Here is a 12,005-nt window from a genome sequence, read left to right as displayed (position 1 = left end):
ATGACGGCGCGCACCGCCGAGCCGGGCCGGGCACGACTGCCCGTTCCCCAGCTCGGCGCGGCTAGCTCGCCGTCCCACCTCGTGAAGGTCCATCGCCGTTAACGCTACCGCCGCGTGCTCGGCTCCAGCACGCGGTTTTCGGGCGCCGCGCCTTCCTTGAGCGCCTCCTCCTCGGCGGCGCGGGCGTCGTACGCGGCGCGGGCGGCGTCGATGTCCTCCAGATGGGACTCGGCCCAGCGGACGAGGGTGGTGGACACCTCCATGAGGGTCGCGCCCATCGGGGTGACCGCGTACTCCACGCGCGGCGGCACCACCGGGTAGACGGTGCGGGTGACGATCCCGTCGCGTTCGAGGCCGCGCAGCGTGACGGTGAGCATCCGCTGGCTGATCCCGTCGATCTCGCGCTTCAGCTCGTTGAAGCGCTTGGGCCGCTCGCCGAGCAGCGAGATGACCAACAGCGACCACTTGTCGCCGACCCGGTCGAGGATCTCGCGCGCCCGGCATCCCGCGGGTGTGTGCTCCATGGTTATCTCCAAGTGACCAGGGCAGAAAAAAGTGCCTTCTTGTGCCGACTCCTGGGGTGTCCGCACCATGGAGGCGGTTCCTGATGGGAACCGCCTTACCATTCATAACCACTAGGAGACACGATGACCGCCGAGCTTGTCGAGATCCCCGGCTACGTCGCCGGCACCTGGACCATCGACCCCGTCCACTCCGACGTCGGCTTCACGATCAGGCACCTGATGGTCAGCAAGGTCCGCGGCCGGTTCGGCTCGTTCGAGGGGACGATCGAGACCGGCGAGGACGTGCTGGACTCGTCGGTGACCGCGACCATCGAGCTGACCTCGATCGACACCGGCAACCGCATGCGCGACGAGCACGTCCGGTCGGGCGACTACCTGGACGTGGTGAAGTACCCGACGATGACGTACCGCTCCACGGGCCTGCGCGCGGACGGGGAGGCCTTTGTTCTGGACGGCGAGCTCACGCTGCGCGGCGTCACGAAGAACGTCCCGCTGAAGCTGGAGATCGGCGGCTTCGGCCCCGACCCGTTCCGGGAGGACGACCCGTTCAAGGGCGCCCGCGCGGGGTTCACCGCGACCGGCGAGATCAGCCGGCTGGAGTTCGGGGTCGGCGACACCGCCAAGATCCCCGGCAGCAACGGGCTGGGGCTGAGCGAGAAGGTCCAGATCGTCCTGGAGATCCAGGCGGTCCTCAAGACGGACTGACCCGGGCGGCGGGCGGCCCCGGCCGGAGGGCCCGCCCGCGCCGTCACACGGCCAGCGCCTCGGGGAGGGCTTCCAGGGTCGTGATGCGGGGGACGTCCAGGTCGCCGGGCGCTGGACCGCCGGAGCGGTCGAGCCACACGCCGGTGAGGCCCGCGGCGGCGGCGCCCTGGGCGTCGGTGGCGAGCCGGTCCCCGACGTAGGCGGCGGCATCCGGCCGGACGCCGAGGGCCGCGCACGCCGTCCGGAAGATGGCCGCGGCCGGCTTGGCGGAGCCCGCCTCGCTGGAGGCCACGACGACGGGGAGCCGGCCGGCGAACCCGATCCGCTGGACCTTCGCGCGCTGCTGCCCGGCGTCGCCGTTGGTGATCACCCCGAGCCGGAGCCCGCGCGCCGCGAGGGCGTCCAGCGCTCCGGCGGCGTCGGGGAACGGGCGCCAGGCGGCCCGGTAGCGGGGGAGGAACCCGGCGATCCACGCGTCGGCGCGGGCCTCGTCCCATTCGCCGAGTCCGAGGTCCCGGGCGAGCGAGACGATCCGCAGGCGGCGCTGCGCGTCCATGGTCAGCTCGCCCGCCAGATACCGGTCGACGGCCTCCTCGGTGAGCTCCGACCAGCGCCGGACGAGCCACACCGGGTCCGCGTCCGGGAAGGAGCGGACGATCGCCTCGGCCGCGGCGCCCTCGTGGTCGAGGAGCGTCCCGTCCAGGTCGAACAGCACGGCCGTGATCACGACAGGAAGCCGAGGAGCGCGGCGGTCAGCTCGGCGGGCGCGTCCTCCTGCACCAGGTGACCGGCGCCCGCGATCGGATGGAGGCGCGAGCCCGGGACAAGGCCGGCCAACTCCCGGCCCTTCTCGATCGGTATCCACGTGTCCTCGGCGCCCCAGCAGATCAGGACCGGGAGGGACAGCTCGCCGTACCGCCCCTGGACCTCGTCGGTGTAGCGCTGGTCGGCCTGCGCGATCTGCCGGTAGAACGCGGGCTGCCCGTCTTCTCCCAGCCAGGGTTCCACGAGCGAATCGAGGGCGGCGGGGTGCAGGCCGCGGTGGCTCGCCGACGTCACGTACTCCCGGACGAGGGCGGCGTGCAGCGCGGGCGGGAGCTGCTCGAACACCGTGGCGTTGGCTCCGACCAGGCGGAAGAACGGAGACCCCCACGGAGCGAGCGCCACCGGATCGACGAGGACGAGGCGGCGGTAGCGCACACCGTGCAGGAGATGCGCCCGCAGGGACACGGCGCCGCCGAAGTCGTGCGCCACGACGGACGGCTCGTCCAGGCCCCAATGCGCCAGCAGTTCGGTGAAGACCTTGCCCTGCGCCGCCAGTGAGACGTCCTGTCCATCGCTCATCTCGGACGTCCCGTACCCCGGCATGTCCCAGACGTACACGCGGTGGTTCGTCGTCAGAGCGCGCGCGACACCACGCCACACGTAGGACGAGAACGGTGTGCCATGCAGGAGCACGACCGGGTCCGCGTGCTCGTTTCCGAGCACATCCCACCGAACCTCACCACGCTGGCTCGGGTAGGTCTGACGCAGCGTCCAGTCCTGCAAGGCAACTCCCAACATCGTCGAGCCCGTTCAGCCGAATCCGTGTGATTCGGCGAGCACGCGCGCCGCCTCCATGACGGACGTGCGGCGGCGCGCCAGGGCGGCCGCCTCGTCCTCCTCGTTCAGGACGATCCGCCGCAACTGCGGGACGGCGAAGTTCCACGCGATGAGGCCGAACACGGTGAACATCAGATCCTGGACGGCCTGCGACCGGTCCGGGTCCGGGGTGCCGCCGCCGGCGCCGTGCTCCGTGAAGTACCTGGCCTTTCGCTGGAACTCCTCACGGCGCTCTGTCTCGCCCTGCGTCCGGTCCGGGGTCTCAAGGGCCTCCCAGAGCAGCAGCCTGACCAGCTCCGGGTGCTCCCGGTACCAGTCGAACAGCCTGCCGACGGACTCCGCCAGGCTGTCCGGATCGATGTCGGTCGCGTGGCCGATCTCCGCCATCTTGGCGCGCACCACGGCGCCGAACAGCTTCTCCTTGCTGCCGAAGTACAGGTAGATGGCCTGCTTGTTGGCCCGCGCCTCGGTGGCGATGCGATCGATCCGGGCGCCCGCGAGCCCGCGCGCGGCGAACTCGGCGGTGGCGGCCTCGAAGATCCGCCGGCGGGTCGCCTCCGCGTCGTAGCCCATACGCGGATTAAACCACCCGGTTGACTTCGGCCGCTCCGGCGATCATTCTAAAACAACCAGATGGTTTATTTGAGGAGGACCCATGGCCACGACCGACGCACCCGTCCCGGTCCGCTCGCCGCTCCCGCAGAGCCTCGCCGGCCGCACGGCGGTGATCCTCGGCGGCAGCTCCGGCATCGGCCTGGCCGCGGGGGAGCTGCTCGCCTCGGCCGGGGCGCGGATCGTGCTCGCGGGCCGCGACAAGGAGCGGCTGGACGCCGCCGTGGCGCGCGTGACCGCGGCCGGCACGGGCGCCGAGGTGTTCGGCACGGCGGCCGACGTCGCCGACGAGAGCGCGCTGGAGGAGGTCTTCGAGCGCGCAGGCACCGTCGACCACGTACTGGTGACGGCCGGGCGCCCGGCCGGGATGGGCCCGGTCGCCGGGCTCACCCGGGACACCGCCGGGACCACCGTCGAGGCGCCGGCGTGGGCGGCGCTCACCGCGGCGCGCGCCGCCGTCCCGCGCATGCCCCCGGGCGGGTCGATCACGCTGACCTCGGGCATCCTCGTCGCGCGTCCGCGGCCGGGCATGTCCGCGCCGCTCGCGGCGGTCGGCGCGGTCGAGGCGCTCACCCGCGCGCTGGCGGTCGAGCTCGCGCCCTCCCGCCTCCGGGTCAACGCGATCCGTTTCGGGGCGTTCGACACTCCGCTGCTGCGGGGTCTCTACGGAGCCGCCGCCGGCGCGGAGGGCGACGCGGCGATGGCCGAGGCGGGCGGGGACATGCCGCTCGGACGGTTCGGGACGGCCGAGGAGGCCGCCTCCGCCGCCCTCTTCCTCATGGCCAACGCCTACATGAGCGGAGAGATCCTCACGATCGACGGCGGCCAGTCCCTCGCCTGAGCCCAGTCCCCACCTAGAACAGGGGAGGGCCCCTGACCGGCGTCCAGGTGGTCAGGGGCCCGAGGTCCCGGCTGTCTGAGGGGCTGGGAGTTCCCCTTCCTGCGAACAGCTCAGCCGAGACCGTTCTTGATCGCGGTGATCAGCTCACCGCCCGTCGTGTCGCCGCTCAGCTCCCAGAAGAAGGCGCCCGCCAGGCCCTGGTCCTTGGCGTAGCCCATCTTCCCGCCGATGGTGGACGGGGTGTCGTAGCTCCACCACTCGCTGCCGCACTTGGCGTAGGCGGTGCCGGCGACGGTGCCGGTCGCGGGGCACTTGCCCTTGAGGACCTTGTAGTCCTCGATGCCGGCCTCGAACGTGCCCGGCGCCGCGCCGGTCGCGGTGCCGCCGGGCTCGGACTGGGTGACGCCCGTCCAGCCGCGCCCGTAGAAGCCGATGCCGAGCAGCAGCTTGTTCGCCGGGACGCCCTTGGCCTTCAGCTTCGCGATGGTCTCGGCGGAGTTGAAGCCGGCCTGCGGGATGCCCGGGTAGGACGTGAGCGGCGAGTGGGGCGCCGTCGGACCCTGCGCGGCCCAGGCGCCGAAGTAGTCGTAGGTCATGGGGTTGAGCCAGTCGACGTACTGCGCGGCGCCCGCGTAGTCGGTCGCGTCCATCTTGCCGCCGTCGCTCGCGTCGGCGGTGATCGCGGCCGTCACGAGGTTGTTCGACCCGAACTTGGAGCGCAGTGCCGACAGCACGTTCTTCAGCGCGTTCGGGCCGCTGGTGTCGCAGGTGAGGCCGCAGGCGTTGGGGTACTCCCAGTCGATGTCGATGCCGTCGAACACGTCCGCCCAGCGCGGGTCCTCGACCAGGTTGTAGCAGGACTCGGCGAACGCGGCCGGGTTGGCGGCGGCCTGGCCGAAGCCGCCGGACCACGTCCAGCCGCCGAACGACCACAGCACCTTCAGGTTGGGGTGGAGCTTCTTCAGCTTGCGGAGCTGGTTGAAGCTGCCGCGCAGCGGCTGGTCCCAGGTGTCGGCGACGCCGTCGACGCTCTCGCCGGCGGTGTAGGTCTTCTCGTAGTCGGCGAAGCTGTCGCCGACGGTGCACCTGCCGCCCTGGACGTTGCCGAACGCGTAGTTGATGTGGGTCAGCTTGCCGGCGGATCCGCTCGTCTCGATGTTCTTGACGTGGTAGTTCCGCTGGTACACGCCCCACTCGGCGAAGTACCCGATGACCTTGTCACCGGCGACGGGGTTGCCGCCGCCCTCGTCGGTCGTGACCGACACGGCGCCGGACGCGGGAGAGGTGTTCCCGGCCGCGTCGCGGGCCTTCACGGTGAACGTGTAGGCGGTCTTGGCGGACAGCCCGCTGATCGTGGCGCTGGTGCCCGTCACCGAGGCGGCCTTCGCGGAGCCGTTGTAGACGTCGTAACCGGTGACGCCCACGTTGTCGGTTGCCGCGTTCCAGGCCAGGCTCACGCTCGTGGCGGTCTTGCCGGTCGAGCGGAGTCCGGACGGGGCCGCGGGAGCCTGCGTGTCCCCGCCGGGACCGCCGGAGCCGTCGCAGGCCGCGCCGTTGACCGTGCAGCCGGTGAACCAGCCGGAGCCGCTGCCGCCGAACCCGAAGCTCGCGCTGGCGCCCGCGGCGATCGTCCCGTTCCAGCTCGCGTTGGTGAAGGTGTAGTGGTTGCCGGAGACGGCCTTCGTCGCGTCCCACACGTTGCCGACGGACGTGCCGGCCGGCAGGTCGGCCTCCAGCCGCCAGCCGTTGATCGCGGCGCCGGTGCCGTTGGTGATCGTGCAGGTCCCGTCGAAGCCGGTGCCCCAGTCGGAGGCCTTCTTGCAGGTGGCGGTGACCGTTCCCGCCGACGACGCCGGCGGCGCCGTGAGCAGGGCGGTGGCCACCGCCAGGGTCGCTGCGCCGGCGAGCGCGATGGCCCGCCGTCCGCCCGGTCGTGTCATGATTCTCCGTTCGGTCCGGCCCCCGAAGCAAACAGGAATCCCCGCTCAATTCTTAGGAAAGTTTCCTAAGAATTGGCCAGATCGTAACCGGGCCGGACGGCGCCGACAAGGCCTGGTGGCGGGCCCGCGGGCGTCCGGGGGAGTGGTCTAAGCGGCTGCCTGGACTCGTACGGTCATCGGACGCGAAAGATTTTTCACGGCGTCCCGAACCAGCCGGGCATGTCGAGGCGCCACAGGTCCGCGGGGGTCATCCTGCGGAGATCGTCCTCCAGGGCCGACATGCGGTCCGCGCCGAGCCGCCGGGCCCAGTCGGCCCGGATCCGGTCGAAGATGCGCGCGGACCGGGCGAGCGCGTCCACGCCCCGCCCGGTCAGCCGGACGATCTTGCGCCGCGCGTCCCGCGGGTCGGCGGCGCGCTCGACGTACCCGGACCGCTCCAGCGAATCGACCATTTTGCCCGCGGCCTGCTTGGACACCCCGAGCCGGCGGCCGAGCTCCACGGCCGTCGTGCCGTCCGGGCCGATGGCCTGGAAGACGAAGCCGTGCATCGGCCGCAGCTCGGGGTGCCCCTCGCGGGCCAGCTCGGCGTGCAGCTCGTCGATGATCACGCGGAAGGCGAGGAACAGCCGCAGCGGCAGCTCGAAGCCGGGAGGCTCGCTTGACATAAAAGACAACCTCATTGACTATATGGACAACCTTGTTGTCCAACTTAGGGGATCGGGACCATGACGCTCGTCCGCAATGCCGAGAGCCGCCGCACCGAGACGCCCAACGGCGTGATGACCACCTTCGCGACACCGACCCAGGGAGGCACCGGCGGCATCGCCGTCTGGCGCGTCGACATGGCGCCCGGCAAGACGGGTCCGCGGCACGCCTTCGACACCGAGCAGGTGTGGACGTTCCTGGACGGCGCGGCGACCGTCGACCTGGACGGCCGCACGCTGCAGGCGCGGCCCGGCGACACCGTCGTCCTGCCCGCCGACGCGCCGCGCCGGATGACGGCCGGCGACTCCGGATTCACCGCCGTGGTCGCCGCCCACGCCGGCTGCCTCGCCTACGACCCGGACGCCGTCGTCGACCCGGAGAAGTGCGCGATCGCGCCGCAGGGGGACGAGCGGATCGTCCCGCCGTGGGCGCGGTGACCGAGCGCCGCCGAAGGTGATCAGGCCGCCGGGGTGATCAGGCGCCCAGGTACGCCAGGACGGCGAGGACGCGGCGGTTGTCGTCCTCCGACTGCGGCAGCCCGAGCTTGCCGAAGATGCTGTTGGTGTGCTTGCTGATCGCCTTCTCGGTGACGAACAGCTTCGCGGCGATCGCGGCGTTCGACCGCCCCTCCGCCATCAGCCCGAGCACCTCCCGCTCGCGGGGCGTCAGCCGCTGCAGCGGCTCCTCGCGGGCGTGCCGGGTGAGCAGCTGGGACACCACGTCCGGGTCGAGGGCGGTGCCGCCGTCCGCGACCCGGCGCACCGCCTCCACGAACACCTTGACGTCCGACACGCGGTCCTTCAGCAGGTAGCCGATGCCGCCCGTGCTGTCGGACAGCAGCTCCCGCGCGTACAGCTGCTCCACGTGCTGCGACAGCACCAGCACCGGCAGCCCCGGAATCTGTTCGCGGGCCTCCAGCGCGGCCTTCAGGCCTTCGTCGGTGAACGTCGGCGGGAGCCGGACGTCCACCACCGCGACGTCCGGGCGGTGCGTGGTCAGCGCCCGCAGCAGGGACGGCCCGTTGTCCACCGCCTCCACGACGTCGAACTGGAACGCGCCGAGCAGGCGGATCAGCCCGTCTCTGAGGAGGGCGAGATCTTCGGCGATGACAACGCGCAAGGCAGCTCCATGGTCACGACGGTCGGCCCGCCGGGCGGGCTCGTCACGGCCATGGTCCCATCGAACGCCGCGAGCCTGCGCTCGATCCCGCGCATACCGCTCCCGTGCGCGGGGTCGGCGCCGCCGGTCCCGTCGTCCCCGATGATCATGAGCAGCCGGTCGCCGGTGTGCTCGATCTGGAGCCAGGCCCGCCGCGCCGCCGAGTGCTTGACCACGTTGGCGAGCATCTCCGCCACCGCGAAGTACGCCGCCGACTCGACCGGCGCCTCGGCACGCCCGGGCACGTCGACCCGGACGTCCGCGGGCAGCGGCAGGGTCAGCGCGAGGGCGCGCACGGCCCCGTCCAGGCCGCGCTCGGCGAGCACCGGCGGATGGATGCCGCGGACCAGGTCGCGCAGCTCCGTGAGCGCGCTCCCGCTGGCCTCGCGCGCCTCGGCCAGCAGCTTCTGCGCGGTCTCGGGGTCGTGCTTCATCATCTCCTCGGCGAGCCCGATGTTCATGCTCAGCGCGACGAGCCGGGCCTGCGCGCCGTCGTGCAGGTCCCGCTCGATGCGGCGCAGCTCGGCGGCGGAGGCGTCCACGGTGTCCGACCTGGTCTCGGTGAGCCGCTGGACGCGCTCGGTCAAGGCGCCCTTCGTCGGCGCGAGCAGCGACCGGGAGAACAGAGCGTGCGCCTTCACGAACATCGGCCCCAACGGAACGGACGCCACGGTCAACCCCGCACCCAGCACGATCGAGCCGACGATGCCGATGACCCCGTAATCGCTCAGCATCCAGAACGGCCCCCACCCGAAGTCGGCGACCATCGCCACCCAGGGCGCGACGAGAACGCCCTCCAGCCCGTAGATCGTCGTCCCGGCGGCCAGCACGCCGAGGACGAGCGCGACCGGCACGTTCAGCAGCGTCCACAACAGGTCACGCCAGGACGCCGGATCGCCGAGCATCCACCCCAGCCGCTTGAACGGTCCCGCCCCGCGCGGCTCAGGCCGGTACGGGAGGGGGATCGTCACGCCCGACCACTCCGCCGCCCACGCGCGCTGCTGGTTGGCGATCGACCGGATCGCCTGGAACACCACCGGCGTGAGCACGATCCCCGCGCCGAGCGGGATGAAAACGATCGACAGCACGGCCAAGATGAAAAGCGGCAGGTTCACCGTGTACGCCAGCACGATCTGGACGATCCCGCGGACGACGCTGAGGACGACGCGGCGCCCGTAACCGCGGAGCTGCTCGCTCACCTGATCCTCCAAGAAATCGCCATGACCGTGGACGTCCCCCCATTCTGGACGTTGGCGTGCGAGGGCTCGGTGGTGTTAGACCCCCTCTTCTGCCCGCGGCGGGTGGGGTTAGGCCTACCGTCCTCGGGCGGCGACAAGACAACCGGCCCCGTTCCCTGCACAATGCACTGGCGACATCCAGGGGAGAAAGCGAATCCAAGCTGTGACAGCGACCATCAGCCAGACGCCCGACGGCCAGGGCACCGAGCCCGCCATCCGGCCCATCACCGAGCGGATCGCCGGCGAGATCGGCGTCCGCGAGGGACAGGTGCGGGTCGCGGTGGACCTGCTCGACGGCGGGGCGACCGTCCCGTTCATCGCCCGCTACCGCAAGGAGGCGACCGGCGCGCTCGACGACGCCCAGCTCCGCGCGCTGGAGGAGCGGCTGCGCTACCTGCGCGAGCTGGACGAGCGCCGCGCCGCGATCCTGGAGTCGGTGGAGTCGCAGGGCAAGCTCACCGGCGAGCTGAAGGCCCAGATCATGACGGCCGACTCCAAGGCGCGGCTGGAGGACATCTACCTCCCGTACAAGCCGAAGCGGCGCACCAAGGCGCAGATCGCCCGCGAGGCCGGGCTCGAACCGCTCGCCGAGGCGCTGCTGGACGACCCGTCCCGCGACCCGCGGACCGAGGCGGCCGCCTACGTGGACGCCGAGAAGGGCGTCGCGGACGAGACCGCCGCGCTGGAGGGCGCCCGCGCCATCCTCGTCGAGCGGTTCGCCGAGGACGCCGACCTCATCGGCGCGCTGCGCGAGCGCATGTGGAACCAGGGCCGGATGGTCTCGCGCGTCCGGGACGGCAAGCAGGAGGCGGGCGCGAAGTTCGCCGACTACTTCGAGTTCTCCGAGCCGTTCGCGAAGCTGCCCTCGCACCGCGTCCTCGCGCTGTTCCGCGGTGAGAAGGAAGAGGTCCTCGACCTCGACCTGGAGCCCGAGGACGCCGGCGACGACCCGGCCGCGCGCAGTTCCTACGAGGTGGAGATCGCGCGCCGGTTCCAGATCACCGACCAGGGCCGCCCGGGCGACAAGTGGCTCTCCGACGCCGTCCGCTGGGCCTGGCGCACCCGGATCCTCGTCCACCTCGGCATCGACCTGCGGACCCGGCTGCGGCAGGAGGCCGAGGACGAGGCGGTCCGCGTGTTCGCCGCCAACCTGCGCGACCTCCTGCTCGCCGCGCCCGCGGGCACCCGCGCCACCATGGGCCTGGACCCGGGGCTGCGCACCGGCGTGAAGGTCGCCGTCGTGGACGCCACCGGCAAGGTCGTCGCCACCGACACGATCTACCCCCACGAGCCGCGCCGGAAGTGGGACGAGTCGATCGAGACCCTCGCCCGGCTCGCCCGCGCGCACGAGGTCGACCTGGTCTCCATCGGCAACGGCACCGCGTCCCGGGAGACCGACAAGCTCGCCGCCGACCTGATCGCCCGGCACCCCGACCTCAAGCTCACCAAGATCATGGTGTCTGAGGCGGGCGCGTCGGTGTACTCGGCGTCGGAGTACGCCGGGCGCGAGCTGCCCGGCATGGACGTCTCGCTGCGCGGCGCGGTGTCGATCGCCCGCCGCCTCCAGGACCCGCTCGCGGAGCTGGTCAAGATCGACCCCAAGTCGATCGGGGTCGGCCAGTACCAGCACGACGTGTCCGAGGTGAAGCTGTCGCGCTCCCTCGACGCCGTCGTCGAGGACTGCGTGAACGCGGTCGGCGTGGACGTCAACACCGCGTCCGCGCCGCTGCTCACCCGCGTGTCCGGCATCGGCGAGGGCCTCGCGGAGAACATCGTCGCGCACCGCGACGCCAACGGCCCGTTCCGGAGCCGCGGCGGGCTGAAGAGCGTCCCGCGGCTCGGTCCGAAGGCGTTCGAGCAGTGCGCGGGCTTCCTGCGCATCCCCGGCGGCGACGACCCGCTGGACGCCTCCAGCGTGCACCCGGAGGCGTATCCGGTCGTCCGCCGGATCCTGGACGCGGCCGGCAACGACATCAAGGGGCTCATCGGCAACACCGCCGTCCTGCGCTCCCTCAAGCCGGCGAACTTCGTCGACGACACGTTCGGGCTGCCGACCGTCACCGACATCCTCGCCGAGATGGAGAAGCCCGGCCGCGACCCCCGCCCGGCGTTCCGGACCGCCACGTTCAAGGAGGGCGTCGACAAGCTCTCCGACCTCGAACCCGGGATGATCCTCGAAGGCGTCGTCACCAACGTCGCCGCGTTCGGCGCGTTCGTGGACGTCGGCGTCCACCAGGACGGGCTCGTCCACATCTCCGCGATGTCCGACAAGTTCGTCTCCGACCCGCGCGAGGTCGCCAAGCCGGGCGACATCGTCCGCGTGAAGGTCCTGGACGTCGACCTGCAGCGCAAGCGGATCTCGCTCACCCTCCGGCTGGACGACGAGCCAGGCCGCGACCAGCAGGGCGGCGGCCGGCGCGGCGAGCCGCGCGACCGGGGCGGGCGGCAGAACCGCGGCGGCCAGAACCCGCGCGGCGGCCAGAACCGCGGCGCGCAGGGAGGCGGCGGGCAGCGCGGGCAGAAGGGCGGTCAGAAGGGCGGTCAGAGAGGCGGCGGCCAGGGAGGCGGCGGCCAGGGAGGCGGCGACTTCTCCGGCGGCGGAGCCATGGCCGACGCACTGCGCCGCGCGGGCCTGGACAAGGGCCTCCCCGGAAAGGACCGCAAGGGCCGCTGAGCCGGA

At 72.0% G+C, this 12,005-nt stretch carries 12 protein-coding genes; 4 read left to right on the top strand and 8 right to left on the bottom strand.

The genetic code is table 11. The features are described from left to right. Positions 1 to 104: 104 nt before the first annotated feature. Complete coding sequence (locus K8Z49_RS15215; protein ID WP_021596242.1) at positions 105 to 524, bottom strand: winged helix-turn-helix transcriptional regulator; 420 nt, start codon at positions 522 to 524, stop codon at positions 105 to 107. Between the two features lie 123 nt (positions 525 to 647). Between K8Z49_RS15215 and K8Z49_RS15210 the strand changes: the two genes are divergently transcribed. Next, complete coding sequence (locus K8Z49_RS15210) at positions 648 to 1,229, top strand: YceI family protein (RefSeq protein WP_412519304.1); 582 nt, start codon at positions 648 to 650, stop codon at positions 1,227 to 1,229. A gap of 43 nt (positions 1,230 to 1,272) precedes the next feature. Here K8Z49_RS15210 and K8Z49_RS15205 read toward each other — a convergent pair whose 3' ends face one another. Genes K8Z49_RS15205 through K8Z49_RS15195 form a run of 3 tightly spaced genes read right to left on the bottom strand, consistent with a single transcriptional unit; the run spans position 1,273 to position 3,404 of the window. Then, entirely contained in the window at positions 1,273 to 1,956 is a 684-nt protein-coding gene (locus K8Z49_RS15205; protein WP_412519302.1) for an HAD family hydrolase, read from the bottom strand. After that, positions 1,953 to 2,792 carry an alpha/beta fold hydrolase gene (locus tag K8Z49_RS15200; RefSeq protein ID WP_412519300.1) on the bottom strand — a complete coding sequence of 280 codons (840 nt, stop codon included), beginning with the start codon at positions 2,790 to 2,792 and terminating at the stop codon, positions 1,953 to 1,955. The genes K8Z49_RS15205 and K8Z49_RS15200 overlap by 4 nt, the downstream gene beginning before the upstream one ends. A gap of 12 nt (positions 2,793 to 2,804) precedes the next feature. Continuing rightward, on the bottom strand, positions 2,805 to 3,404 hold the full coding sequence (locus tag K8Z49_RS15195; protein WP_412519298.1) for a TetR family transcriptional regulator: 600 nt from the start codon (positions 3,402 to 3,404) through the stop codon (positions 2,805 to 2,807). Between the two features lie 82 nt (positions 3,405 to 3,486). Here K8Z49_RS15195 and K8Z49_RS15190 point away from each other — a divergent pair, with 82 nt between their 5' ends. Continuing rightward, a complete protein-coding gene (locus K8Z49_RS15190; RefSeq protein WP_024935660.1) occupies positions 3,487 to 4,284 on the top strand; it encodes an SDR family NAD(P)-dependent oxidoreductase in 798 nt (265 codons plus the stop codon). A gap of 110 nt (positions 4,285 to 4,394) precedes the next feature. Here K8Z49_RS15190 and K8Z49_RS15185 read toward each other — a convergent pair whose 3' ends face one another. After that, positions 4,395 to 6,224, bottom strand: coding sequence for a glycosyl hydrolase family 18 protein (locus K8Z49_RS15185; RefSeq protein ID WP_083597983.1), 1,830 nt, complete (start codon positions 6,222 to 6,224; stop codon positions 4,395 to 4,397). 194 nt (positions 6,225 to 6,418) lie between these two features. Then, entirely contained in the window at positions 6,419 to 6,889 is a 471-nt protein-coding gene (locus tag K8Z49_RS15180; protein ID WP_021598891.1) for a MarR family winged helix-turn-helix transcriptional regulator, read from the bottom strand. 60 nt (positions 6,890 to 6,949) lie between these two features. Between K8Z49_RS15180 and K8Z49_RS15175 the strand changes: the two genes are divergently transcribed. Beyond that, on the top strand, positions 6,950 to 7,366 hold the full coding sequence (locus K8Z49_RS15175; protein WP_021598892.1) for a cupin domain-containing protein: 417 nt from the start codon (positions 6,950 to 6,952) through the stop codon (positions 7,364 to 7,366). 37 nt (positions 7,367 to 7,403) lie between these two features. Here the strand turns inward: K8Z49_RS15175 and K8Z49_RS15170 are convergent, their stop codons facing one another. Further along, positions 7,404 to 8,048, bottom strand: coding sequence for a LuxR C-terminal-related transcriptional regulator (locus tag K8Z49_RS15170; protein WP_021598893.1), 645 nt, complete (start codon positions 8,046 to 8,048; stop codon positions 7,404 to 7,406). Further along, the gene (locus K8Z49_RS15165) at positions 8,000 to 9,286 is read right to left on the bottom strand and encodes a sensor histidine kinase (protein WP_412519295.1); all 1,287 of its coding nucleotides are present in this window, start codon (positions 9,284 to 9,286) and stop codon (positions 8,000 to 8,002) included. The genes K8Z49_RS15170 and K8Z49_RS15165 overlap by 49 nt, the downstream gene beginning before the upstream one ends. A 202-nt stretch (positions 9,287 to 9,488) precedes the next feature. Between K8Z49_RS15165 and K8Z49_RS15160 the strand changes: the two genes are divergently transcribed. Next, positions 9,489 to 11,999, top strand: coding sequence for a Tex family protein (locus tag K8Z49_RS15160; RefSeq protein ID WP_412519293.1), 2,511 nt, complete (start codon positions 9,489 to 9,491; stop codon positions 11,997 to 11,999). Positions 12,000 to 12,005 lie beyond the last annotated feature (6 nt).

It is taken from the genome of Actinomadura madurae (genome assembly GCF_047130825.1).
In the GTDB taxonomy this organism is placed as follows: domain Bacteria; phylum Actinomycetota; class Actinomycetes; order Streptosporangiales; family Streptosporangiaceae; genus Spirillospora; species Spirillospora madurae.
Note: the sequence above shows the minus strand (reverse complement) of the source record. Positions and strands in the feature narration are given on the sequence as shown.

Excerpts from the sequence above, each read along its gene's own strand:
- K8Z49_RS15215 (WP_021596242.1), bottom strand. The coding sequence starts at position 524 with ATGGAGCACACACCCGCGGGATGCCGGGCGCGCGAGATCCTCGACCGG.
- K8Z49_RS15210 (WP_412519304.1), top strand. The coding sequence starts at position 648 with ATGACCGCCGAGCTTGTCGAGATCCCCGGCTACGTCGCCGGCACCTGG.
- K8Z49_RS15200 (WP_412519300.1), bottom strand. The coding sequence starts at position 2,792 with ATGTTGGGAGTTGCCTTGCAGGACTGGACGCTGCGTCAGACCTACCCG.
- K8Z49_RS15195 (WP_412519298.1), bottom strand. The coding sequence starts at position 3,404 with ATGGGCTACGACGCGGAGGCGACCCGCCGGCGGATCTTCGAGGCCGCC.
- K8Z49_RS15190 (WP_024935660.1), top strand. The coding sequence starts at position 3,487 with ATGGCCACGACCGACGCACCCGTCCCGGTCCGCTCGCCGCTCCCGCAG.
- K8Z49_RS15185 (WP_083597983.1), bottom strand. The coding sequence starts at position 6,224 with ATGACACGACCGGGCGGACGGCGGGCCATCGCGCTCGCCGGCGCAGCG.
- K8Z49_RS15180 (WP_021598891.1), bottom strand. The coding sequence starts at position 6,889 with ATGTCAAGCGAGCCTCCCGGCTTCGAGCTGCCGCTGCGGCTGTTCCTC.
- K8Z49_RS15175 (WP_021598892.1), top strand. The coding sequence starts at position 6,950 with ATGACGCTCGTCCGCAATGCCGAGAGCCGCCGCACCGAGACGCCCAAC.